This window comes from Nonomuraea sp. NPDC001636, from assembly GCF_040298265.1.
Lineage (GTDB): Bacteria > Actinomycetota > Actinomycetes > Streptosporangiales > Streptosporangiaceae > Nonomuraea.
The window spans coordinates 41,361-64,444 of record NZ_JBEOZT010000042.1; the positions used below are offsets into that span (position 1 = coordinate 41,361).

20 protein-coding genes are annotated in these 23,084 nt (G+C 72.9%); 7 read left to right on the forward strand and 13 right to left on the reverse strand.

The window, feature by feature from the left end:
• The 4 genes from ABT158_RS46390 to ABT158_RS46405 all read right to left on the reverse strand — a co-directional run bounded on the left by ABT158_RS46390 (position 1) and on the right by ABT158_RS46405 (position 3,981).
• Positions 1-1,335, reverse strand: a complete 1,335-nt coding sequence (locus tag ABT158_RS46390) for a Dyp-type peroxidase (RefSeq protein WP_352365042.1) — start codon at positions 1,333-1,335, stop codon at positions 1-3.
• Positions 1,336-1,345: 10 nt separating this feature from the next.
• On the reverse strand, positions 1,346-2,365 hold the full coding sequence (locus ABT158_RS46395; RefSeq protein WP_352365044.1) for a hypothetical protein: 1,020 nt from the start codon (positions 2,363-2,365) through the stop codon (positions 1,346-1,348).
• Between the two features lie 26 nt (positions 2,366-2,391).
• A complete protein-coding gene (locus tag ABT158_RS46400; RefSeq protein WP_352365045.1) occupies positions 2,392-2,925 on the reverse strand; it encodes a hypothetical protein in 534 nt (177 codons plus the stop codon).
• Positions 2,926-3,030: 105 nt separating this feature from the next.
• Positions 3,031-3,981 carry an acyl-CoA desaturase gene (locus ABT158_RS46405; RefSeq protein WP_352365047.1) on the reverse strand — a complete coding sequence of 317 codons (951 nt, stop codon included), beginning with the start codon at positions 3,979-3,981 and terminating at the stop codon, positions 3,031-3,033.
• Positions 3,982-4,198: 217 nt separating this feature from the next.
• Here ABT158_RS46405 and ABT158_RS46410 point away from each other — a divergent pair, with 217 nt between their 5' ends.
• From ABT158_RS46410 to ABT158_RS46425, 4 genes are read left to right on the forward strand one after another with little or no spacing between them, the layout of a single operon-like run.
• Positions 4,199-5,491 (forward strand): cytochrome P450, encoded by a 1,293-nt coding sequence (locus tag ABT158_RS46410; protein ID WP_352365049.1) that lies wholly within the window; start codon positions 4,199-4,201, stop codon positions 5,489-5,491.
• Positions 5,492-5,493: 2 nt separating this feature from the next.
• Complete coding sequence (locus ABT158_RS46415) at positions 5,494-7,071, forward strand: peroxidase family protein (RefSeq protein WP_352365051.1); 1,578 nt, start codon at positions 5,494-5,496, stop codon at positions 7,069-7,071.
• Positions 7,068-9,212 carry a thioesterase domain-containing protein gene (locus ABT158_RS46420; protein WP_352365053.1) on the forward strand — a complete coding sequence of 715 codons (2,145 nt, stop codon included), beginning with the start codon at positions 7,068-7,070 and terminating at the stop codon, positions 9,210-9,212. The genes ABT158_RS46415 and ABT158_RS46420 overlap by 4 nt, the downstream gene beginning before the upstream one ends.
• 10 nt (positions 9,213-9,222) lie before the next feature.
• Positions 9,223-9,510: a hypothetical protein gene (locus tag ABT158_RS46425; protein ID WP_352365055.1), complete on the forward strand. Its 288-nt coding sequence runs from the start codon at positions 9,223-9,225 to the stop codon at positions 9,508-9,510.
• A 46-nt stretch (positions 9,511-9,556) separates the two neighbouring features.
• Here ABT158_RS46425 and ABT158_RS46430 read toward each other — a convergent pair whose 3' ends face one another.
• Positions 9,557-9,913: a BlaI/MecI/CopY family transcriptional regulator gene (locus tag ABT158_RS46430; RefSeq protein ID WP_352365057.1), complete on the reverse strand. Its 357-nt coding sequence runs from the start codon at positions 9,911-9,913 to the stop codon at positions 9,557-9,559.
• Positions 9,914-10,078: 165 nt separating this feature from the next.
• Here ABT158_RS46430 and ABT158_RS46435 point away from each other — a divergent pair, with 165 nt between their 5' ends.
• Positions 10,079-10,771 carry a DUF899 domain-containing protein gene (locus ABT158_RS46435; RefSeq protein WP_352365059.1) on the forward strand — a complete coding sequence of 231 codons (693 nt, stop codon included), beginning with the start codon at positions 10,079-10,081 and terminating at the stop codon, positions 10,769-10,771.
• Positions 10,772-10,800: 29 nt separating this feature from the next.
• Positions 10,801-11,517, forward strand: a complete 717-nt coding sequence (locus ABT158_RS46440; RefSeq protein WP_352365061.1) for a PIG-L deacetylase family protein — start codon at positions 10,801-10,803, stop codon at positions 11,515-11,517.
• 77 nt (positions 11,518-11,594) lie between these two features.
• Here the strand turns inward: ABT158_RS46440 and ABT158_RS46445 are convergent, their stop codons facing one another.
• From ABT158_RS46445 to ABT158_RS46480, 8 genes are all read right to left on the reverse strand, one after another.
• The gene (locus ABT158_RS46445; protein WP_352365063.1) at positions 11,595-12,269 is read right to left on the reverse strand and encodes a Crp/Fnr family transcriptional regulator; all 675 of its coding nucleotides are present in this window, start codon (positions 12,267-12,269) and stop codon (positions 11,595-11,597) included.
• 124 nt (positions 12,270-12,393) lie between these two features.
• Positions 12,394-13,521 (reverse strand): alpha/beta fold hydrolase, encoded by a 1,128-nt coding sequence (locus ABT158_RS46450; RefSeq protein ID WP_352365065.1) that lies wholly within the window; start codon positions 13,519-13,521, stop codon positions 12,394-12,396.
• A gap of 151 nt (positions 13,522-13,672) precedes the next feature.
• Entirely contained in the window at positions 13,673-14,620 is a 948-nt protein-coding gene (locus ABT158_RS46455; protein ID WP_352365067.1) for a chlorinating enzyme, read from the reverse strand.
• A 3-nt stretch (positions 14,621-14,623) separates the two neighbouring features.
• The gene (locus ABT158_RS46460) at positions 14,624-16,357 is read right to left on the reverse strand and encodes an amino acid adenylation domain-containing protein (RefSeq protein ID WP_352365069.1); all 1,734 of its coding nucleotides are present in this window, start codon (positions 16,355-16,357) and stop codon (positions 14,624-14,626) included.
• Positions 16,354-17,253 (reverse strand): DUF6039 family protein, encoded by a 900-nt coding sequence (locus ABT158_RS46465; protein WP_352365071.1) that lies wholly within the window; start codon positions 17,251-17,253, stop codon positions 16,354-16,356. Before ABT158_RS46465 ends, ABT158_RS46460 begins: the two co-directional genes overlap by 4 nt.
• A gap of 79 nt (positions 17,254-17,332) precedes the next feature.
• Entirely contained in the window at positions 17,333-18,718 is a 1,386-nt protein-coding gene (locus ABT158_RS46470) for an acyl-CoA carboxylase subunit beta (RefSeq protein ID WP_352365073.1), read from the reverse strand.
• A complete protein-coding gene (locus ABT158_RS46475; protein WP_352365075.1) occupies positions 18,715-19,908 on the reverse strand; it encodes a cytochrome P450 in 1,194 nt (397 codons plus the stop codon). The genes ABT158_RS46470 and ABT158_RS46475 overlap by 4 nt, the downstream gene beginning before the upstream one ends.
• Before the next feature lie 139 nt (positions 19,909-20,047).
• Entirely contained in the window at positions 20,048-21,538 is a 1,491-nt protein-coding gene (locus ABT158_RS46480; protein ID WP_352365077.1) for an MFS transporter, read from the reverse strand.
• A 137-nt stretch (positions 21,539-21,675) separates the two neighbouring features.
• Between ABT158_RS46480 and ABT158_RS46485 the strand changes: the two genes are divergently transcribed.
• On the forward strand, positions 21,676-22,986 hold the full coding sequence (locus ABT158_RS46485) for a class I adenylate-forming enzyme family protein (protein ID WP_352365079.1): 1,311 nt from the start codon (positions 21,676-21,678) through the stop codon (positions 22,984-22,986).
• Positions 22,987-23,084 lie beyond the last annotated feature (98 nt).

Below are 23,084 nucleotides of genomic sequence, written 5' to 3' on the forward strand. Positions count from 1 at the left end.
TCAGCCGGCCAGGTCGCCGAGCCAGCGCAGGGCGGTCAGGCTCGGCATGAAGCCGTACTCGCCGCCGCGCGTGACGACGAACCGGGGCAGGGACTCCAGGCGCCGCCGCACGGGACGCCGGGGGACGATGAAGTCGCCGGAGCCGTCGGCGGAGCCGGTCACGGGATCCCTGGCCGGGCCCCCGCCGAAGAAGACGCCGTCGTTCAGCCATTCGGTCTGCACGAACTCGAACTGCCGCCCGAGATGGGCTCCGACGAAGGCGAACATCAGCCCCCGGTCGGCGCCGTCGTCGTCCAGGACGCCGTCGGGCAGCGGCGGCCCGTAGACGGTGCCGCGCCTGATCATGCGGTGCAGCCTCGGGACGCCGGCCACCGCCGCGTCCCGGGGGTTGGCCCGCCGGATGTGGCAGCCGCCGGGCGTGGTGAAGCCGGCGGGGTCGTCCTGCCGGTACAGGAAGGCGTTGCGGCGGGCGGCGTCGGCGCCGAGGGCGGGGTCGTCGTGCAGCGGGCTGAGCGCCAGCGGCGCGCCGCTGCGCCAGCGACCCATGATCTTCGCGGCCAGCAGCTCCTCGTCCTGGGGGCCGGTGGCGTTGTCCCTGAGGTAGCGCCGGAACAGCGCGACCCGCTGGTGCAGCTTGCGGATGGCCACGTAGGTGCCGTTGCGCCCCAGCTCGTCGGGCTGGGGGGCCTGGACGCCGCCCAGCTCGTCGGGGTGGCCGAGCACGAACTCCCCCGCCTTGAGCGGCGTCTCCAGCGGGTTGGACCCGGCGATGCCGCTGCCCTCGACGGCGGGATGGCTGACGCCGTCGCGGTAGCCGAAGGGCTCGGTCTCGGTGGGCAGGGCGTGGCAGTTCTGCCGCCAGACGGCCGTCACGCCCGGAAGTGCGTCGTAGGCGGGGCGGGCGCGTTCGATCGCGGCCTGCAGGCGCGCGTTGTCGGGCGCGAGCGCCGTCAGCACCACGTGGACGTCCGGTGTGCCGAGCGGGCGCTCCCAGCGGTCGGGCCCGCTGTCCCCGGTGTCCCCCAGGGCGGCGGCGCGGGCGGCCATGCCCTGCCGGAACTCCCACGCGAACGTGTCCAGCGACTGCCGGGGCACGCCGAGGGCCTTCAGCCCCTGGTAGGTGAGCGCGACGCTGACCCACGTCTCCCCCAGCGGGCTCACCGGGTCGGCGGCGGAGGTGACCACGGCGCTGATCCGCCGCATCAGCTCCCGGCCGTGCGCGCGGTCGTCGATGCGGAACAGCAGGTACGTCGCCGCGTACGGGGTCGGCCGCGCGCTGAGCACCCCGCGCTGGATGTCCTCCAGGTCGAGCGTGGCCGGAGTGTGTTCGGTCACCGGACGTCGCTCACGTGGCTCTGACCAGGTTGTTCCAGAACGCGCGCAGGCTCTCGTCCACGCCGAACAGCGAGCTGAAGATGGTGGAGTCGGCGAGGATCACGTCCCCGGCCCGGTCGCCGCGCGGGGGCAGCCACAGGAACATGTTGAATTCGGTGTTCCCGGCCTCGACGAACGGGTGCGTCGGCCGGGTCAGGTCGATCGGCTGCCGGCCCAGCACCCGGACGGCGTCCGGGTCGTCGGTGGTCACGGCGTAGTGGGGCAGGTGCATGTGGAAGTTGAAGTGGGACACCCCTTCCAGCCATCCCCTGGTGTCCAGGTCCCTGGCGATGGTCAGCGGGGCGTTCTGCCCCGTTCCCATCACCGCGGGACGCAGCCCGTACCGGTTCTCCACCGGCACCCCCAGGCCCGCCATCAGTGACCGGGTGTACCGGCCGAACCGCTGCTGGCGGGGCACGAGCGCGTCGCCGTGATGGTGGTACTCGACGTCGCGTACGGCCAGGTCGCCGGTCGCGCCGACGTCATGGTGCGGCCCGAGGGCCAGGCAGGTCCCCTCGCGGGTGAGGAAGTCGCGCACCGCCTCGATCTCGGCGGCCGTGGCCTCCTGCCCCGTGATCATGTGGTCCAGCCCCCACACGAACAGGGTGTCGGTGTCGGCCAGCACCCGCTCGTCCAGCGGGGTGTGGAAGCCGGCCTGGTCGACGCGCTGGTACACCGGCACCGGGTACCCGGTGGCCTCGCGGACGAACCGCTGGAAGGGCAGCCAGCCCCAGAAGAACAGTTCCAGGCCGCCCGCGATGCCCTGCTGGAAGCGCAGCGGGTCGGACCACTGCGGGTCCTCGTAGGCCGGCCACTGGACGCGGCGGACCTCGGTCATCGTGGAGAACCGGTTGTCCAGCCCGGTGACGTCCCGGCCCGCCTCGGCCGGATAGCTCCACGCGACGTAGATGCTCACCCGCCGCCGGCCGGCGGCGTACGGGCGCGGCACGTGGTCCTGGTTGTAGGTGCGCGCCGTCTTCGGCTCACTCATCTGATCTCCTGCGCCGTCCGGGGCCGTCACTGCAGCTGGTCGAGCATGTCCGACAGAGCGCTCTTGATCCGCAGAGCCTTCTTGATCTCGTCGGCGGTGACGTACGGGTACTCGCCGTACTCGATGAAGCTGGGGCAGTGATGCTCGCGGACGAACCGGACGAACGCCTCGGGGTTGGTCTTCCAGTCCTCGGGGAAACCTTCGAGGTTCTCGAAGACCGTGTTCACCCCCGCCCTGGCGAACAGCGCGATGGCGTCCTCGGTGTACTTGTCGAAGTCGGTGTCGAAGATCCCCTGGTACATGAAGCGGGTGTCGTCGTCGAACAGCACCCAGCGCAGGTAGTGCAGTTTCAGGGGGGCCAGCAGGCCGGGGTCGTCCCGCAGCGCCTCGGCGAGCGTGTCGCCGTAGCCGCGGATGGCGTCGGCCCGGCCGGGCTTGACCCGGGCGATGACGGTGAAGCCGTAACAGGCGGGGCTGCGCGGGAAGACGGGGCCGTACTTGCCCTGCTCCAGGTGGCCGGTCTCCTTCGGGATGACGACCGCCTGCGGCGTGATCTCCATGACCGTCCTCTCCGACGTGGTGCTCGTGGGAGGAAGGCTGAAGCGACCTGACTGACCCCATCGTCCCACAAGGGGGTGGCGCGTGGCGGTATCCCGGCCCTCGTGTCAGCGTGAGGAGTCGGGGACGCGCTCGGCGCGGCGGGACGTGAGGCGGTCGGGGGCCGGCCAGCGCACGGCGTGGGCCCAGCCCGCCCGCTCGAACCAGCGGATCAGCCGCGCGCTGGGGTCGAGCTGGCCCTTGAGCACGCCGTGCCGGGCGCAGGTGGGGTCGACGTGGTGCCAGTTGTGCCAGCCCTCGCCGAGCGTCAGCAGCGCCACCCACCACACGTTGGACGACCGGTCCCTGGTGCGGAACGGGCGGTCGCCGAAGGTGTGGGCGATCGAGTTCACCGACCAGGTGACGTGGTGCACGACGGCGTAGCGGACCAGGCCGCCCCACAGGAGCCCGCTCCACGCGCCCGCCCACGACATCGACCAGAGCCCGCCGGCGGCGGCCGGAAGCGCGAACGACAGCAGCACGACCGCCGGGTAGGCGGCGTCGAAGCGGCGCACGTCCGCGTCGGCCAGCAGGTCGGGCACCCAGTGGCGGCGGCTGGAGCGCCGGCGGGCCGTGTAGAACCAGCCGATGTGGGCGTGCAGCATGCCGCGCAGCAGGGCCGGGCCGCTGTCGCCGTAGCGCCACGGCGAGTGCGGGTCGCCCTCGCGGTCGGCGTACTTGTGGTGGCGGCGGTGCTCGGCGGCCCACAGGGTGAGGGGGCCTTCGACGGCCATGCCGCCGGCCAGCATGAGCGCGATCCGCAGCGCCCGGTTGGCCCTGAAGGCGCGGTGGGTGAACAGGCGGTGGTAGCCGATGGCGATGCCGAAGATGCTCACCAGGTACATCACGACCGCGATGGCCAGGTCGCGCGGGCCGATGCCCCAGCCCCAGGCCGCCGGCACCGCGAGGGCCAGCAGCAGCACGGGCAGGACGACCAGGACGACCAGGTAGGCGGTGCGGCGGCCGGTGGTGACCGTCACCGTCTCCGCCGTGCCCGGCTGCGGCAGGGGTGACGTCACGTTTCCTCCCATGAGCGGTACAGGTCGATCAGGCTCCTTATTCAATGACCAGGCCCATGGACTGCGGCAATGTCCGGACAGTGACGGAGTAGTTACCGTGAGGCACCAAAACAATGCACTCGCTTGTCATGAAGAAAGGGTGTGACGCCTCCCTAGATTGTGATTGCGCAAAGTGATCATCCTTGTGCGCTCCGATATCAGGCGGAAGGTCCACGGAATGGGTGCTGTCGATCAGGCGACCACGGGCGGCTATCTGGACAGGTACGACCAGGCGCTGGCCAAAGACCCGATAGCGGCGTTCGGCCTGGTCCGGGAGTGGCTGCGGACCGACTGGCGGAGCCTGTTCGCCGAGCTGCGCGAGCGGCGTCCGGTCTTCGTCACCCCCGCCTTCACGGTCGTGACCCGCTTCGCCGACGTGACCGAGGTGCTCGCCCACGAGCAGGTCTTCTCCGTACGCGCCTTCGCTCCCCGCCTCGACGCCGCGCTGGGCGCCCCGTTCATGCTGGGCCGGGACGCCACGCCGATGAACTGGCGGGAGAAGGGCCTGATGCAGCTCATGCTCGCCCCGGAGGACGCGGCCGGCGTGCGCGAGCTGACCGGCCGCCTGGCCGACGAGCTGCTCGACGCCGCCGAGCCGGGCGGGCGCCTGGAGGCGGTCGAAGGGCTGTTCCGCCCGGTCGCCCTCGGCGTGTGCGCGCGGTATTTCGGCGTTCCCGGCCCCGGCCCGCGGACCCTGGGTCACTGGACGCGGGCCATCGTCGCCGACGGCTTCGCCAACTTCCTCGGCGACCCGCAGCTCCGGGCGGCGTCCGTCCAGGCGGGCGCCGAGCTGGTCGGGTACCTGCGTGACCTGCTCGCCGAGCACCGGGCCACGCTGCGGGCCGGCCGCGACCTGCCCGACGACGTCTTCGCCCGCCTGGTCCGGGCGTCCCTGCCCGCCGTCTCCGACGACCGCATCGTGATCAACATGGCCGGGCTGCCGCTGGGCTTCGTGGAGAGCGCGCCGGGGGCCATGGCCGAGGCGGTCGAGCAGCTCCTGCTGCGCCCGCGGGTGCTGGCCGAGGCGGCGGCCGTCGCCGGCGATCCCGAGCGGTTCGACCCGTACGTCTGGGAGGCGCTGCGGTTCAGCCCGTTCTTCAAGCTGCTTCCCCGGCTGTGCGAGCGCGACCACGTGCTGGCCGCCGGCACGCCGCGCAGCACGGTGATCCCGGCGGGCACGTTCGTGCTCGCGGCGCCGGCCTCGGCCATGTTCGACGCGGCCGTGGTGCCGGAGCCCGGCGAGTTCCGCCTCGACCGTCCCCGTCACCATCGGCTGTTCTTCGGCTCGGGCCATCACGCCTGCCTCGGCGTGCACGTGGCCGAAGTGGTGATCGCCGAGACCGTGCGCCGGCTGCTGCTGCGTCCGGGCGTGCGGCTGCTGCCGCCGCCGGAGGGCCGGGTGGAGCGGTCACTCGGGATCTTCCCCGACGCCTTCGCGCTCGGGCTCGGCACCGGCGCGCGGGAAGGCTGACGATGGCGAGCCGAGCACGCAGCATCGCCACGGACGGCCTGTCCAACCGGCTCAGGTTCCTGGCCCTGACCCACGGCCGGCCCCTCTGGGACCTGCTACAGAGCAGCCGCCCGGTGCGGCGCCGAATCAACGCCTCGCTGATCGACCACGCGATCCGCGAGATGCCGCCGCGCCCCGAGCCGCTGAGCACCATGGCCGACTACACCTCGTGGGCCTCCCTGACCGACCGCACCTACAGCGGCAGGCACCTGCCTCCGGTCGCCGTCCCCGACGATCGGCTGCCCACGCCGGAGCGGGCGGCCGACCTGTTCGCCCGCGGCGAGTCCATGATCCCGTGCCCGCGGTCCACGGTGCTCTTCGCGTACTTCGCCCAGTGGTTCACCGACGGCTTCCTGCGCGGCGACGTCAACGTCCCGCGCGACCCGCGCAAGAACAGCTCCAACCACCACATCGACCTCAACCAGGTGTACGGCCTCGACGAGGCGGCGACGGCCGCGCTGCGCGCCTTCGACGGCGGGCTGCTCAAGAGCCAGTCGCTCGGCGGCGGCGAGTTCCCGCCCTACCTGTGCGCGAACGGCAAGATCAAGCCGGAGTTCGCCCCGCTGCGCGTCATCCGCTTCGACCAGCTCTCCGACGCCCGGCGCGACACGCTGTTCGCCACCGGCAGCGACCGGGGCAACGGCCAGATCGGCTTCACCATGCTCACGGTGCTGTTCCTGCGCGAGCACAACAGGGTGGCGCGGCTGCTGGCCCGGGAGAATCCGCGCTGGGACGACGAACGGCTGTTCCAGACCGCCCGCAACGTCCTCATCGTGCTGCTGATCAAACTGGTGGTCGAGGAGTACATCAACCACATCACCCCCTACCACTTCCGGTTCGCCCTCGACCCGTGGCTGTCCACGCGGCTCGACCGCGCGGCCTGGCACCGGCAGAACTGGGCCTCCGTGGAGTTCAACCTCGTCTACCGCTGGCACAGCCTGGTGCCGTCCCGCCTGTCGGTGGCCGGGCGGGAGCTGCCGATGGCCGAGACGTTCTTCGCCGGCTCGCTGCTCCCCGGGCCCGGCCTCGGGCGGCTGTTCGAGGACGCCTCCCGCCAGCGCGCCGGGCGCATCGGCCTGTTCAACACCGACCCGGTGCTGCGCGAGATCGACGTGGCCAGCCTCGCCGACTCCCGGGTGCTCGGCCTGGCCCCGTACAACGGCTACCGCGAGCACTGCCGCTTCCCCCGGGTGCGCGCCTTCGAGCAGATCACCGGCGACCGGCGGGTCAGCGGCGCGCTGCGCGACCTCTACCGCGACGTCGACGACGTCGACCTGTACGTCGGGCTGTTCGCCGAGGAGCCCGGCTCCCCCGACGCGATCCTGCCGCCGCTGCTGACCAAGATCATCGCCATCGACGCCTTCTCCCAGGCGCTCACCAACCCGCTGCTGGCGCCGCGGATCTTCAACGCCGCCACGTTCTCCCCCCAGGGCCTGCGGGTCATCGCGGCCACGCGCACGCTCTCGGACGTGCTGCGCCGCAACACGCCCGAGGACCCGGCCCCCCGTTTCGTCAGCATGTCCCGGCGGGCCCGGCCGTGACCGGCGACGACGATCCGGCCGCCGGGCCCCTGCGCGCCCTGGCCCGGGAGCTGGTGGACGTCGCGGTCACCATCCACGGCGCGGCGTCGCACGCCACGGCCGCGCTGACCGACGACGCGCTGCTGCGCGCCGTGCCGCGTGCCCCCTCGGCGGCCCGGCCCGCCTACCGCGCGCTGCTGCGGGCCACGACGAACGGCCGCGGCCTCGGTTACTCGTTCGCCGGGGGCCGGCTGGCGACCGCGGCCGCCAAGGCCGGCGCGATGCTGGGGGCCGAGAGCCTGGCCGTACGGGTGCTGGCCACGTCGTTGCGGTTGCGCGTGGCGGCGGTGGCGGTCGCCCATCCCGAGCTGACCGAGGACCCCATGCTCGCCCGGCTCATCGAGGCGGCCGCCGCCGACCGCGACGTGGAGGCCGTCCGGGCCCTGCGCGCCCTGCTCAAGGACCGTGGCGCGGTGCGCGCGCTGAGCCAGCTCGCCCCGGTCTTCGGCGAGGTCCTGGCGCTGCGCGCGCTGCTGGACGAGAACCCGCTCAACGACGCCGCCGCCTGGCTCATCGCGACCGGAAGAGGCTTCGCCACCGCCGATCCGCTCCTCGGGCTGAGCAACAGGGCGATCGCCGTCCTCGACGTCGGGGACGGCGCCGCGCGCCGGGTCGAGCTGAGCGCGGCCGAGTCGGCCCGGCTGTGCGCGCGCGGGTCGCTGCTCGGCTTCCTGTCCAACATCAGCACGATCGGCACCACCGGGCGGGCCCTCCTCCAGAGCGTCGAGGGGCCGGACGGCGTGATCCGGCACGTCCTGCACGCGCCGGGTATGCGCCTCGGGCGTCCCGACGGCGAGTCGCCCCAGGATCTGCTCGGCGCGTTCAGCAGCGCCGTCCTGGCGGCCAGCCCCTACAGCCGCGCCCTGGCCCTCGCCGTCGCCGACTACGGGCCGCCGCCGGGCGCCGAACTGGCGCTCGTCGGGCACAGCGCGGGCGGGGCGGCGATCATGAACCTGGCCCAGGACCCCGCCTTCTGCGCCCGGCACACGGTCACGCACGCCGTCGCCGTCGGCTCGCCCGTCGACTTCAAGCGCCCCGCCGACCCGCGCACCTGGGTGGCCAGCGTCACCAACCAGCACGACATCATCCCCACCCTCGACGGGCAGGGCGCCGGCACCTGCTTCGACCTGCACCCCGACTGGTACGTGGTGGACTACAGCGATTCCACCCACATGTTCCCGCAGTGCCACAGCATCGAGCGCTACCTCGCCAACCTCACCGACGACCTGCCCGAGGCCCGCGACGTCATCGAGCGGCGGCTCGCCCCGTACCGGGGGCGGGTCGTGCGCTCCCAGGCGTACCTGCTGTTCGACCGTCCGCCCGCGCCGGAGCGGTCGCCCTTCCGTGCCGTGCCGGTCGACGGGCCCGCGGGGGGCGTCGAGCTGCCGATCAGGTGCCTCGACGGCGAGGCGCTCACGGCCTGCTTCGCCGTCAGCCCGGCGGCGGTGGCGGGGCTGCTGGAGGGCACGGGGCTCGGTCCCGTCGTACGGGTGGCGGGGCGGGCGCTGGTCGTCGTGCACGCCGCCCGGAACCGGCGCACCGGCGTGGGCGACTACGCCGAGTTGCAGGTCGGCGTCGTCGTGCCGGGGCCGTTCCGGTCGCCGGGGTCCGGCCCGCCGGGGTGGCGCCTCCGTCCTCCCGACCTGCTGCGGGCCGCAGACGTGCGCCGCTGCGGAGCCTTCCTCGTCGGCTCCGCGGTCGACAGCGCGGCCGTCCAGGCCCTGGGCGCGCGGCTGTGGGGCGGCGAGACGTACCTGACGGCTCTGGAGCTGCGGCTCGGCGCGCGGTCCGCGCAGCTCGCCGCCGACCGGGTCCTCACCCTGCGCGGGCGGCTCGGGCCCGGCCTGCCGCTGAACGATCCCGGCCTGGTCGGCTACGCCCGGGAGGCCGGCGCGGTGCTGCGGTCCCACGTACGCGCCCGCGGGCGGGCCCGGCTGCACGCGGCGCCGTCGTTGCGGCTGGCCGTCGAGCCGCGCTCGGCCCACCCGCTGGCCGGCCGGCTGCGCGAGCTGGGCCTCGACGGTGCCCGCCCGCTGCTGTGCCTGTCGGCCACCACCCGCCGGACGCTCCGGGACGCCGCCGTCCCGGTGCCGACGGGCTGACGGAGGAGCCATGTCCGCCTGGATCGCCGCGATCGTCGCGCACGCCGAAGTCCTGCGCGCGGACGCCCGCGCCCTCGCCGCCTGCGCCGAGCGGCTGCGCGCCGTCGAGGCGGGGCTGAAGGCGGGCGACGGGACGCCCGCCTGGTTGCGCTCGGCGGTGACCGCCCATCTGGCGGCGTGCGTGACCGCCGCCGCCGATCTGGAGGCGTCCGCCCGCCACCTGCTGCGCTACGCGGCCGAGGCGGGCGGCGGGCACACCGGGCACGTGCGGCCCGGCGGCGACGAGCCCGGCCGGTAGGGCGCGGGGCCAGCCGTCGACGGTGGGCGTGAGAGGAACCAGGCGATCACCGCGCCGGTCCGTCCTGCTCCTCCAGCGCCTCGCGCAGCGCCGCGGCCACCTCGGGGGTCACCGTGCCGACGAACCGCTGCACGGCCGCCGCCATGTCGCCGGCCTCCGCCAGCGCCGCGCGCATGGCCTCGGCGACGAAGGCGTCCTTGCCCGCGGTGGCCTTGTAGAGGTGGGCCCGGCCGACGCGCTCGCGGGCGACCATGCCCTTGTTCGCCAGGCGCATCAGCACGGTCAGCACCGTCGTGACGGCGGGCCGGGAGGGCAGGCCGGCCGCGAGGTCGTGGGCGAACATGCCCTGAGGATGCCGCCACAGGGCTTCCATGACCGACCGTTCGAGATTGCCGAGTTGCATCCGCGCCCCCTCCCGGGTTCTACCCGAGGTAGAAGGCTACCGCCCGGACGTGCTCAGGAATCCGTGCGGACGGGTTCGGCCGGATGCGGGGCCCGCCGATGAGTTTCGCGACCGCGGCGGGTCTGTCCCTGTGCATCGCAGGCCGCGACCGATCAGTGAGGGACCATGAGCGCGAACGCACTACCGCCCGTCGTCGACGCCGAGACCTGGCGGCTCCGGCTCGACGAGCTGCGGGCCAGGGAGAAGGCCGCCACCCGTGAGCTCGACGCCATCGCCGCCCAGCGCCGTCGCCTGCCGATGGTGCGGATGCCCGACTACGTCCTGGAGGGCGAGGACGGGCCGGTCCGGCTGGCGGACGTCTTCGAAGGCAGGCGGCAGCTGATCGTCTACAACCACATGTGGTTCCCCGGCAAGAAGTGGCAGTGCCCGGGGTGCACGGGATTCACCGCGCAGTTCACCCGCCTGGAGTTCCTGGACGACTACGACGCGCGGTTCGTCGTCGTCACCCAGGGCCCGATCGAGGAGGCCCTGGCCTACCGGCGGCGGGTCGGCAACCGGATGCCCTGGTACTCGACGGCCGGCAGCCCGTTCGGGGCCGACGTCGGCGCGCCGCCCGGCGCGGGCTTCGCCGTGAACGTGTTCCTGCGCGATGGCGAGGCGGTGTACCGCACCTGGCACACCGACGGCCGCGGCACCGAGCAGCTCACGCACACCTTCGCGCTGATCGACCTGCTGCCGTACGGGCGGCAGGAGGAGTGGCAGGACTCCCCCGACGGCTGGCCGCGCTCACCGGCCTACAGCCACTGGCCCTCCTCTCAGGACATCGCCCGCCGCTACGGGCCGGACGATCAGGTTTAGCGATCTTCCGTCATGTCAGGGGAAACGACATGACGGACGACTTACAGCCCATGCCCGATGACTGGACGAGAGCACTGGCCGTCGTGGCCCACCCCGACGACATGGAGTTCGGCAGCGCCGGCGCCGTGGCCGCCTGGACCGGGGCCGGCAAGCAGGTCGGCTACCTCCTGCTCACCCGCGGCGAGGCGGGCATCGACTCGATGCCGCCGGACCAGGCGCGCAAGGTGCGGGAGGAGGAGCAGCGGGCGAGCGCCGCCATCGTCGGCGTCTCGTCGGTGGAGTTCCTCGACCATCCCGACGGCGGGATCGAGCACTCCCCCCGGCTCCGGCACGACCTGGTGGCGGCGCTGCGCCGGCACCGGCCCGAGCTGGTGATCACCTTCAACCACCACGACTTCACCTTCACCGGCAAGTGGAACAGCCCCGACCACCGCGTCACCGGCCGGGCCGTGCTGGACGCGGTCCTCGACGCGGGCAACCGCTGGATCCTGCCCGACGCGGGGGCCGAGCCGTGGGGCGGCGTCAAGTACGTGGCGATCGCCGGTTCCGTCCGGCCGACGCACGCGGTGGACGTGACCGGGCACCTGGACGCGGCGCTGGCCTCGGTCGAGGCGCACGCGGCGTACCTGTCGGCGCTGGGGGTGCCGCCGGGCGGGGCCCGGGTGCCGCTGGAGGGGTTCGTGAACGCCGCGGGGCAGCGGTTCGGCGGCCGTCCGGCGGTGCCGTTCGAGCTGATCTCCTGCTGAACGCCGCCCGGCCCGGCCCGCCGCGCGCGGACCGGGCCGGGGGCGGCTCGCCGGCCGTCAGCCGACCTCGCCGACCGTCAGTTGACCTCGTCGACGTACTCGGCCAGGCGCTCTTCGTCCACGACCAGGAACGGGTCGGAGGTGGGCAGGACCAGGCCGGCGTCCTTGAATCGTTTGAGGAAGAATCCGACGCGCGAGCGGGTGGTGCCGACCATGCCGGAGAGTTCTTCCTGGGTGATGCGTTCCTCGATGGCCCGCACATTCGGGGCACGGCGCTTACCGATCTTTCTGGATAAGCGCAGGAGAACGGAGGCCAGGCGCTGCTCGCTGTCCATCGTGACCATTGTCGCGATCACTTCCTGCTGTTCCCGCAGGCGTAGCGCGAGATAGTCGATGAATCCGTCCATGAGTTCGTTCTCGGCCATGGCGGCGCGGAAGCGGGCGGCCGGGATGCGGCGGACCCAGGTGGTCCGCATGGCGGTGGCCGTCTCGCTGCGCTCGGCCCCGAGCAGGGAGGACTCACCGAAGATGTCACCGGCGGTGAAGATCGAGAGCAGGCATTCCTTGCCGCAGCGCGCGTACATCTGGGTCTTGACCTGGCCGCTCTCGATCACGTAGATGTTGCTGTCGCGCTGGCCGCAGTTGTAGATGTTGGCGCGCTTCGGCACCCGGATCGAGCAGGCGCCCGACGTTTCCCGGGAGATGAAGGAGCGGAGCCCGGCTCTCAGTTGCGCAGCGTCCGATGACTTCATTTACCCCGCCCCTCGGAGTTCATTTCATGGCATTGTTGCCCCTACCCATCAATCGACTGATTAACAAGTCGCCCCATAATTCTCTGATATGTCCGGAGAATTGACTGGAAGCGGATTTCGGCTGTTATCGGGCCGCTGCGGCGTCGATAAAGTCCCGGGCCATATCCATCAACTCCGGGTCACCTTTGAACAGCGATATGTGGTCGCCGTGCGCCCGCAGATGCAGGACGGCGTCCGGCAGCGCCGCCGCCACCGCCTTCGACCCCGCCGGGTGGGCGGTCTCGTCGTCGTGACTGGAGACCACCAGGACGGGCCGGTCGATCCCGGCCAGCCAGGGACTCACGTTCGTCGTCATGATCTCGCCGTTCAGGCGGCAGTAGCGGTGCAGCAGCTCGGGCGTCGCGTACGGGTAGACCACCAGGTGCGCCAGGTCGGGCGGCACCGAGGAGAGCATCGTCTGGCAGAGCACGGGATGGATGGCGGCGGCCCGGTCGGGACCGGCCGCGGCCATCTCCATGAGCCCCACCAGGTTCTGCTGGTGGTGGGTCCGGTCGGCGCCCTTCACGGCGGCGAAGTCGCCGTGCCACAGGCTGAGCGAACCGACGCGGCCGGGATCGAGGTGCGCGGCGGCCAGGCCGATGACGGCTCCGCCGCACAGGCACATCAGGTGCGCCTGCCGGACGCCGAAATGGTCCATGACCGCGAAGAGGTCGCCGGCCTGCGCCGGCACCCCCGCGTCCGGCGGCCCCGCCGAGGGGTCCGGCCCGAACAACGCGCGGGTCTCCCAGGTGAGGACGCGATGGGTGCGGGACAGGAACCGCATCCACTGCTCGCACAGGCGGGCCGGCATGCCGCAGGCAGCCACGATCACGACGGCCGGGGCCTGCGGGTCGCCGGCCGCGTAGGCGGGCAGCGGCGGGCCGCCGTCCGCCGGCACGACCTCCTCGCGCGTGCACAACCCTTCGAAGCCGTCCCGCGCCGCGCCGTCCACGACCTCGTCGACGACGGCCGGCGGCAGGTCCTCGCCCATGCCGTCGCGGAGCGCGAGATGGTCGCTGACCAGGCGTTCGAAGGTGTCGAGCGAGTCGTGGTCGGCCAGGGCGAAGTCCGGTGCGCCCAGCCGTCGGGTCACACGGCCCAGGAGGGAGGCGAGGCCGGGCGGGCCGGCCAGGCGCACCGGATGCCGCAGGACGTCCACCAGCGGCCGCGCGTCCTGCACGGCCCGGGTCAGACGTCTCAGTTCGGCGGCCACGAGATGATCACCGCATTCCGTGGATCGTCGGAAGGCACGCGGGTCGCCGCGCGCCGGGGGCGGGCAGGGGTCGGGTGGCGGGCAGGGGTCGGGTGGCGGGCGGGCGACCGGGTCGCCGCGCGCCGTGGGCTTCGGGAGGTCACGGCGGGGCTCATCGGGTGGTGAAGGGGTGCCCGGTGGTGGTGGCCGTGGCGATCCGGTTGTGCGGGTTGGTGTTCTGCCCGGCGACCAGGACGGCGCCGTACCGGTCCAGGCTGACCCGGCCGCCGTACTCCTCGATCTCGTCGGTGTCCGGGTAGACGTCCACCTTGGTCGGGACATACCGGGCGGCGAACCCCAGGCGCATCTCGTCGGTCAGGCCCCGGTGCGGCAGCGAGGCGTGCATGAGCGTCGACCAGAACAGGATGGCCTCACCCGGCCGCATCACCATGGAGACGGCCTGGGACTCGTCGGGCTTCCAGTCGGGGTCGATCTGCAGGTCGCGGTAGTCGTAGCCGAAGAAGCCGCGCCGGACGCCGTCCTTGTCCTCCTGGTTGATCTTGTTGGGGTCGTAGTGCATGCGCTTGGTCTCGTCGTAGAACATCGTCTCGTGGGTGCCGGGGATGAACTGCAGGCACCCGGTGTCCTCGTTCGCCTCGGTGAAGGCGGTCCAGACGGTGATGGTGCCGCCGAACTCCTCCGCCTGCGGCCAGACGATCTGCGGCTTGCCGGAGGCGTTGGCGAAGGTGTCGGCCTGGTGCCAGTCGGTGCCCTCGTCCCCGGGGTACTTGGGGAAGAACTCGGTGCGCCAGCAGAGCACGTCCGGGCCGAGCACGCTGACCACGCGGTCCACGATCTGCGGCCGGCTGATGTGGTCGGCCAGGAAGGCCGAGTCCAGGTGCCGGTCGTAGTTGGAGATGTTGGTGTTGCCGGAGGCGGCGGCGTCGTCGCGGTAGACGGCGTTGCTGCGGTCCATGAGACGCATGCGCTCGCGCCGCCAGTTCCGGCGCATCTCGTCGATCTCGTAGACCTTGAACGGGCCGAAGTAGCCCTGGGTGTGGAAGCTCTTCAGCTCCTCGGGGGTCATCGAGTACTCGCCCCGGACGGTGGTCTCGTGCATGGTCTATCCCCTCACGGTCAGTCGTTCCTCGACGCAGGAGGCCAGGGCGGCGACCGACGCCTCCTCCTCCAGCTCGCGTCCCGTCAGCTCCAGCCCGAAACGCTCGTTCACCTGGGCGATGATGCGGGTCATCGCCAGCGAGGTCGCGCCCAGGTCGAACAGGTCCACCCGGGGTGGCACCTCGTCGCGTTCGAGCACGTCCTCGGCGATGCGCTGCACGACCTTGGCGGCCGACGATGCCTGCGCGGACCTGGCCAGAGCGGCGCGGTCCGCCTTTCCCTGCGGCGTCATGGGGATCTCCGACACGATGTGGTAGGTGGACGGGCGGGCGTGCGCCGGCAGCCGGCTCGCGGCGCGCTCGGTGAGCTGGTCGATCAGGTCCGGCCGCGGATCGCCGTCCGGCACGACGAAGGCCAGCAGCCGGACGTCGCCCTCGCCGTAGTCGCGGTGGGCCACCACCGCGTGGGCGACCCCCGGATGGCCGAGCAGGCACAGCTCGATCTCCCTGGGCTCCAGGCGGAACCCGCGGACCTTGATCTGGTCGTCGGACCGCCCGAGGTAGGCGTACTCGCCGCCGGGCAGGCGGGTGACGACGTCGCCGGAGTCGTAGCGGCGGCCGTCCGGCGTGACCCTGAACCGTTCGGCGGTCAGCTCGGGCCGGTCGAGGTAGCCGCGGGCGAGCCCGGGGCCCGAGACGTGCAGGTTCCCCGTGGTCGCCGGGCGTCCGTGCTCGTCGAGCACGTCGAGGCGCAGGTCCGGGATGGGCACGCCGATCGGGCTCAGCTCGGGGTGGCCGAGGTCGGCCGCGCGGACGCGGCGGTAGGTCACGTGGACGGTGGTCTCGGTGATGCCGTACATGTTGACGAGCTGCGGGTGCTCGTCGCCGTAGCGGTCGATCCAGGGGGCCAGCAGCTCGACGTCCAGCCGCTCGCCGCCGAGGACGATCCGGCGCAGCCGGTACGGCGACGGCTCCTCCTGCCGGGCGTCGGCCGCCACCAGGTGCCGGAACGCCGAGGGCGTCTGGTTCAGCACGGTGACGCCCTCCGCCACCAGCAGCCGGCGCAGCGACTCGGGCGACCTGGCCACGTCCGCCGGGACGATCACCAGCCGGCCGCCGTACAGCAGCGCGCCCCAGAGCTCCCACACCGAGAAGTCGAAGCTGACGGAGTGGAAGAGCGTCCAGACGTCGTCGTCGCCGAAGCCGAACCACTGCTCGGTCCGCTCCAGCAGGCGCACGACGTTGCGGTGCTCGACCAGCACCCCCTTGGGCGCGCCGGTCGAGCCCGAGGTGTAGATGACGTAGGCCAGGTCCTCGTCGCGGGCCGTGGCCGCGGGGCGTCCCTCGGGCGGCTCGGCGTCGGCGAGCACGACCTCGCCGGGCAGGACGCCGCCGAGCCGGCCGGCCACCCCGGACGTCGTGACGACCGTCCGGACCCCGCTGTCCTCCAGCAGGTACGCGATCCGCCCCGCCGGGTAGCCGGGGTCGATCGGCACGTACGCGCCGCCCGCCTTGAGTATCGCGAGCAGCCCGGCCACCAGGTCGATGCCGCGGTCCGCGCACAGCCCCACGAGCACGCCGGGGCCGGTCCCGGCGGCCTGGAGCAGGCAGGCCAGCCGGTCGGCGCGGGCGTCCAGGTCTCCGTAGGTGATCTCCTCGGCGCCGCAGGTCACGGCGATCCGGTCGGGGGCCTTCGCGGCGCGCTCGGCGAAGATCTCGTGCAGGCAGCGGCCGGTCATGTCGCGTACATCCCCCAGTGGTGCGGGGTGAGGCCGGTGTCGTGCATGCTGCCAGGCACGAACATCCTGGCCCAGGTGCCGCCGCCGCGCTCGGGCGCGATGCGCTGCTGGAAGTACAGGTCCCGCACCTTCTCGTCCTTCACGTGCAGCGCCAGGACCTTGTAGTAGGTGCTCAGCGACTTCATGTGGATCAGCCAGTGGATGCGGTCGGCCGCGCCGAAGGCCTCCTCGTAGACGAAGACGGTCGCCTCGCCGGGCAGGTTCTCGTTGATGGACTCGGCGGCCTCGCGGGCGAACGTGCGCCCCTCGGACCGGAAGTCGTAGTCGAGCTGGGCGGTCCGGTGCAGCAGCAGGCCGCAGTTGCCCGAGTGGACGAGCTGCTCGTAGGGCTGCGGCACCTGCTCGCGGGCGCCGGGCAGCCCGGTGATCTCGCCCTGCTGCAGGTAGACCGTGGACTGCTTCTCGCGCTCGCCGTCGACCGCGGTCCCGTACATGCCCCAGAACTGGGGCAGCAGCACGGTCTCGGTCATGCTGCCGTCGACGAAGATCTCGTCCCAGCCGCTGTCGGCGGTGTTGTCGCGGTACTCGTCGTCGGAGGTGCCCATGTGCACCATCTGCTCGTAGGCGTGCAGCGAGCTGAGGTGGATCAGCCAGTGCAGCCGGTCCTTGGTCCCGAACGTCTCCTCGTACACGAAGACGCTGGCGACGCCCACCTGCTTGGCGGTCACCATCTCGGCCATCATGCGGGCGAACTTGCGCCCCTTGGCGTGGGAGCCGTTCCTGACCTGGGCGGTCCGCTCGACGATCACGCCGGCCGTGGCCGAGTTGATCAGATCCGCCGCGGGCACCGAGGTCTGCTGCTCGGCCGGCGGGATGACGGGATTCGGGTTGGTCATCGTTCCACTCCGTCTGTCGGCTTGTTCGTCACGCTAATGAGGGCCCGCCGTGCTGCCTGCTCAATAGTGAGCAGGGGCTTCACAGCGGGATGTTGGTGTGGTCGCCGCGCAGCGGCACGGCCTTGAGCAGGGCCTCGGCCAGCCGCCGCCGGGTGCCGGCGGGCTCGATCACCTCGTCCACGACGCCGATCTCCACGGCCTTGCCGACGCCGCCGGCCTCGCGTTCGTGCTCGGCGACGAGCCGGCGGCGCAGCTCCTCGCGCCCGTCCCGCGGGCCGTCGCGCAGCTTCCTGCGGTGCAGGATGTCCACGGCGGCCTCGGCGCCCATGACGGCCACCTCGGCGGTGGGCCAGGCGTAGACCGCGGAGGCGCCCAGGGCGCGGGAGTTCATGGCGACGTACGCGCCGCCGTAGGACTTGCGCAGCACGAGCGTCACCCGGGGCACGACGGCCTCGGCGAAGGCGTGCAGCAGCTTGGCGCCGCGCCGGACCACGCCGTCCCACTCCTGCCGGACGCCGGGCAGGTAGCCGGGCACGTCCACGAGCACGACGAGCGGCACGCCGAGCGAGTCGCACATGCGGACGAACCGGGCGGCCTTCTCGGCCGCCGCCGCGTCGAGGCAGCCCCCCTTGCGCAGCGGGTTGTTGGCGATGACGCCGACGGTCCTGCCGGTCAGCCGGCCGAGCGTGGTGACGAGGTTGGGCGCCCACCTCGGGTGCAGCTCCTCGCCGGGGCCGTCGAGCAGCCGGGCGACGATCGGGTGCACGTCGTAGGCGCGCCTGGCGCGTTCGGGCAGCAGGCCGCCGAGCTCGGGGTCGTCGCGGGCCTCCCAGGGGCGCAGCTCGCCCTGGCCGCCGAGCAGGGTGGTGATCCGGCGGGCGGCGGCGAGGGCGTCCGCCTCGTCCGGGGCGGTGAGGTGGGCCAGGCCGCTGCGCCTGCTGTGCGGGTCGGGGCCGCCGAGCCGTTCCATGTCGACGTCCTCGCCGGTGACCTTGCGGACGACGTCCGGGCCGGTGACGAAGACGCGCCCGCTCTCGCTCATGATCACCACGTCGGTGAGCGCCGGGCCGTAGGCCGCGCCGCCGGCGGCCGGGCCGAGCACGACGGAGATCTGCGGGACGGCGCCGGAGGCCCGGACCATCGCGGCGAACACCTGGCCGACGCCGTCGAGCGCGGTGACGCCCTCGCCCAGCCGGGCGCCGCCGGAGTGCCAGAGGCCGACGACGGGCGCCCGCTCCCGGACGCCGAGGTCGATGGCCCGGACGATGCGGGCGCAGCCCTCGGCGCCCATCGCGCCGCCCATCCTGCCGGGGTCGGTGGCGTAGGCGACGGCCGGTCCGCCGCCGATGCAGCCGCGGGCGGCGAGCACGCCGCAGCCGTCGTCGCCGTCGTCGTCACCGGGCAGGGGCCGGACGGTCCCGGGGTCGAAGAGCGCGCGGACCCGGTCCCGCGGGTCGCGGTTCATCCCCAGGTCACCGGGAGGGCGTGCACGCCGTACACGAACATGTCGGAGCGGAAGGGCACCTCCTCCAGCGGCACCGCGAGGCGCAGCCCCGGGAGCCGGGCGAACAGCGTGGACCAGGCGATCTCCAGCTGGGCGCGGGCCAGGAGCTGGCCCATGCACTGGTGGATGCCGAAGCCGAAGGACAGGTGCTCCTGCCGCTCGGCGAGGTCGCCGAAGCGGCCGAAGTCCAGCCGGTCGGGGTCGGCCCACACCTCCTCGTCGCGGTTGGCCGCGGCCAGCACGACGACCACGCCCTCGCCCTTCCTGATCAGCCTGCCGCCGACCTCGACGTCGGCGGTGGCCGCGCGGCGGGCGCCGTAGTCGATGACGGTCTGGTGGCGGATGATCTCCTCGATGGCCGCGGGCAGCGCCTCGGGACGTTCGCGCAGCTCGGCCAGGCGGTCGGGGTTCTCCAGCAGCGCCACGGTGCCCACGCCGATCTGGTTGGCGATGGTCTCGTAGCCGGCCACCATCAGCAGCGTGGCGATGCCGACGACCTCCTCCCGGCTGACCTTGGCCGCCTCCCGGTGGGCGCCGAGCCGGCTGAGCAGGTCGTCGGCGGGCCGCTGCTCGCGCTCGGCGACCAGCCGCTCCAGGTAGTGGCGCAGGTCCTCGCGGACCTTCATGCGCTGCTCGGGCTCCACGTTGCGGTCGCCGATGACCTTGGTGGTCTCGTGGAAGTAGTCGCGGTCCTCGTACGGCACCCCGAGCAGTTCGGTGATGACCTGGGAGGGCAGCGGCAGGGCCAGCGTCTGGACCAGGTCGGCCGGCGGGCCCTGGGTGGCCATCTCGTCGACCAGCCCCTCGGTGATGCGCCGGATGGCCGGGCGCAGCGCCTCGACCCGCCTGCGGTTGAACTCCGGCAGCAGCAGGCGGCGCAGCCGCGAGTGGTCGGGCGGGTCCATCCTGATGAAGGTGCCCGGCCCCGGCGGCTGCGAGGTGAGCCGGGCCGGGAAGCCGGGGGTGGCGAAGTCGGAGCTGAACCGGGCGTCGCCGAGCACAGCGCGGGCGTCCTCGTACCGCGTCACCAGCCAGACCTCGCTCCCGTCGAAGTCCAGCCGGACGCGCGTGATGGGCCGCCCCGCCTGCAGGTCCCGGTATTCGGACGGCGGATCCAGCGGGCACGTCCTGGGGATGGGGTAGGAGTCCATGCCGGCAGCCTCGCCCGCGCGCTCGCGTCCGTCTGCTCAACTGTGAGCAGGCCGTGCGGGCGGACACTGCGGGCGGACACGGCGGGCGGACACGGCGATGGCGGGGCCGCGCACGGCCCCGCCACCCGGTGCTCCGGGGTCACGCCCTGGCGGCACGCCCCTGGTTGGGCGCGGCCTTCTGGTCGGCCTTGCCCGCCTTCGACCTGCCCATCGACATGTCGCGCAGCGGGACCTCCTTCAGGAAGAGGCTGGCCACCAGGCCGATGCCGACCGCGATCGCGCAGGCCAGGAACAGGTCGCCCAGCGCGTCGGCGAGCACCGCCGGCGCGACGCCCTCGCCGCCCTGACCGGCGACGCCGAGCCGGGACGACATGATCGAGCCGAGGATCGCCAGCGAGACCGGCCCGGCGATCATCCGCCAGAACTGGATCTGGCTGGTGCCGACGCCCACCTGCTCCATCGGGATCGCGCTCTGCGTGACGGCCGTCGCCATCGGGAACGCGATGCCGATGCCGACGCCGATGAGCACCATGGCGACGATCGGCAGGCCCTGGCCGCTGTCCGGCCCGACGGCCGACAGGATCAGCAGCCCGGCGACGATGGCGGCCATGGCGAACACGCCGAGCAGCCGGTAGCGCGGCATGGCCGTCATCGCCTTGCCGGCGATCGGGGCCATGAGCATCAGGCCGAGCATCATCGGGATCAGCAGCGTGCCGGAGTGGGTCGCGCTCACGCCGAGCACGCCCTGGTAGAGCAGCGGCACGTAGAAGGCCGTGCCCATCATGGCGAACGCGGAGAAGAAGGCCATGACGGCCATGACGGACACCTGGTTGCTGCGGAACAGCGCGAACGGCACCAGCGGGTTCTTGGCCACCCGCGTCTCGACGAAGTAGAACGCCACCAGCAGCACGGCGCCGCCGATCAGCAGCGCCAGCACCTCGGGCGAGGTCCAGGCGTGCCGGTCGCCGGTGAGCGTGAGCCCGATCAGGATCGGGACGAGCCCGGCCACGAGCGTGACGACGCCGGCGAAGTCGATGTCGCGCCAGCTCGCGCCGCTGCGCACGAACGGGACGCCGATCAGCACGGCGGCGATCGCGAGCAGCCCGATGGGCACGTTGACGTAGAAGACCCAGCGCCAGCTCCAGTTGTCGGTGATGAACCCGCCGAGCGGCGGCCCGATCACCATGCTGAGGCCGGAGAAGCCGAAGAAGACGCCCTGCATCTGGGTGCGGCGCTCGGGCGTGTAGACGTCGGCGAGCAGCGTGAAGACGTTGGCCATCAGCACGCCGCCGAACAGCCCCGCCAGCCCTCGCGCGCCGACGAGCTGGGGCATCGTCTGGGCCGCGCCGCACAGCCACGACGCCACCAGGAAGCCCGCCAGGCCGACGAGCAGCACCGGTTTGCGGCCGAACATGTCGCCGAGCTTCCCGGCGATCGGCACGACGACGGCCGCCGCGACGGCGTAGGAGACCCCCACCCACGCGTACAGCGACAGGCCGTGCAGGTCGGCGGCGATCCGGGGCATCGCCGCCCCCACCACCGAGACGTCGATCGACGCCAGCGCCAGGGCCAGGAGTGCGCCGATGGTGGCGAACAGCTGGCCGCGCGTACTCGAACCGGTTTGGTTCATGTCATCGCCTCCCTTGTTCTTGGCAGCCGTCCCACTTCTTCGCGGACCCATGCCGACTCCAGCCCACACGAAGGCGCCCCTCGGGTCTGCTCAACACTGAGCATCCGGGGAGCGCCCGGCTTCCTACCATCGGCCGCATGACGACGAACCCGGCAGAACTGGTCAGCGCCCGTCCGGGCGATCATGTGGCACTCGTCGTGGACGGCGAGCGCGAGCTGCGGGTGGCCGACTGGACCGCCCGGTCGGAGGAGCTGGCCGCCCGGCTGGCCCCGGTCCGGACGGCGCTGCGGCACGACGACTGGATCGGGCACGCGGTCGCCGCGGTCGCCGTGCACCTGGCCGGCGGCACCGTGCTCGGGCTGCCGCCCGCGCTGCCGGAGGCTGAGGCTCGCGCCCGCATGGGCGAGTGCGGGGTGGGCCAGGTGCTGCCCGGCCCCCTGGGCGACGCGGCGGGCGCCCGGGACGACGACGTCGCCGAGATCCTCTACACCTCGGGCACGACCGGCCGCCCCAAGGCCGTGGCGGTCCCCGTCGCGAACCTCACCTACGGCCACGAGGGCCGCGGGAAGCTGTTCACCGGCGTGGACGGGGTGCTGGCCGCCGTCCCGCTGGGCACGAACGCCGGGCACAGCGCGCTGATGACGGCGATGACCGCCCCGGCGACCACGCACGTGCTGACCGACCTCGGGCCGGAGAACGTGGCCCGCATGCTGGAGAAGCTGCGGGTGCCGATGGCGATCGTCCCGCCGTCCACCGCGACCCGGATGGTGGCGTACGGGTGGCACGAGCGGTACGACCTGTCCGGCCTGCGGGCGCTCATGCTGGGCTCGGCGCCGGTGCCGATGGCCACGGTGGCCCGGCTCATGCAGGCGCTGCCGGGCGTGCGGATCGTCATCGGCTACGGCTCGACGGAGTCGGCCCCCGCCTTCGTGCACCGCCCGGTGGAGACGCCGCCCACGGAGGCCGACGAGGGCCTGCTGGGCCTGCCGAGCGCGGGCACCGAGGTGAAGGCCACCGACGCGGGCGAGATCTGCCTGCGCTCGGCCGCTCCCCGCCGCCGCTACCTGAACGACGCCGCCGCCGACGAGCGCACCTTCCGCGACGGCTGGACCCACATGGGCGACCTGGGCGAGCTGGACGGGGAGGGCCGGCTGCGCTTCTTCGACCGGGCCGCCGACGTCATCACCGCCGGCGGGCGCCGGATCTCCTCGCTGCGGGTCGAGCACGCCCTGCACTGGCATCCCGAGGTGGTCGAGGCGGCCGCGGTCCAGGGGCCGCAGGGCGTCACGGCGGCCGTCGTGCTGCGCTCGCCCGTGCCCGAAGACGAGCTGCGCGCCTTCGCCGCCGACCGGCTGGACCCGGCCGAGCGGCCGGCGCGGTACGTGGTCGCGAAGTCGCTGCCGCGCGGGCCGATCGGCAAGACGCTCAAGCGCGAACTGGCGGGCTAACCGCAATGCCGGGAAGTTAAGACGGCTGGCGGTCGAGTCAAGGTGTTCGGCCGAACCTGGGACATGAGAACGGAGATCCAGTAGAACGGGTGATCTTC

Coding starts and splice junctions, on each gene's coding strand:
- ABT158_RS46445 (WP_352365063.1), bottom strand. CDS start 12,269: ATGAAGTCATCGGACGCTGCGCAACTGAGAGCCGGGCTCCGCTCCTTC.
- ABT158_RS46455 (WP_352365067.1), bottom strand. CDS start 14,620: ATGCACGAGACCACCGTCCGGGGCGAGTACTCGATGACCCCCGAGGAG.
- ABT158_RS46465 (WP_352365071.1), bottom strand. CDS start 17,253: ATGACCAACCCGAATCCCGTCATCCCGCCGGCCGAGCAGCAGACCTCG.
- ABT158_RS46410 (WP_352365049.1), top strand. CDS start 4,199: ATGGGTGCTGTCGATCAGGCGACCACGGGCGGCTATCTGGACAGGTAC.
- ABT158_RS46475 (WP_352365075.1), bottom strand. CDS start 19,908: ATGGACTCCTACCCCATCCCCAGGACGTGCCCGCTGGATCCGCCGTCC.
- ABT158_RS46435 (WP_352365059.1), top strand. CDS start 10,079: ATGAGCGCGAACGCACTACCGCCCGTCGTCGACGCCGAGACCTGGCGG.
- ABT158_RS46415 (WP_352365051.1), top strand. CDS start 5,494: ATGGCGAGCCGAGCACGCAGCATCGCCACGGACGGCCTGTCCAACCGG.
- ABT158_RS46440 (WP_352365061.1), top strand. CDS start 10,801: ATGACGGACGACTTACAGCCCATGCCCGATGACTGGACGAGAGCACTG.
- ABT158_RS46470 (WP_352365073.1), bottom strand. CDS start 18,718: ATGAACCGCGACCCGCGGGACCGGGTCCGCGCGCTCTTCGACCCCGGG.
- ABT158_RS46485 (WP_352365079.1), top strand. CDS start 21,676: ATGACGACGAACCCGGCAGAACTGGTCAGCGCCCGTCCGGGCGATCAT.
- ABT158_RS46395 (WP_352365044.1), bottom strand. CDS start 2,365: ATGAGTGAGCCGAAGACGGCGCGCACCTACAACCAGGACCACGTGCCG.
- ABT158_RS46480 (WP_352365077.1), bottom strand. CDS start 21,538: ATGAACCAAACCGGTTCGAGTACGCGCGGCCAGCTGTTCGCCACCATC.
- ABT158_RS46460 (WP_352365069.1), bottom strand. CDS start 16,357: ATGACCGGCCGCTGCCTGCACGAGATCTTCGCCGAGCGCGCCGCGAAG.
- ABT158_RS46430 (WP_352365057.1), bottom strand. CDS start 9,913: ATGCAACTCGGCAATCTCGAACGGTCGGTCATGGAAGCCCTGTGGCGG.
- ABT158_RS46425 (WP_352365055.1), top strand. CDS start 9,223: ATGTCCGCCTGGATCGCCGCGATCGTCGCGCACGCCGAAGTCCTGCGC.
- ABT158_RS46400 (WP_352365045.1), bottom strand. CDS start 2,925: ATGGAGATCACGCCGCAGGCGGTCGTCATCCCGAAGGAGACCGGCCAC.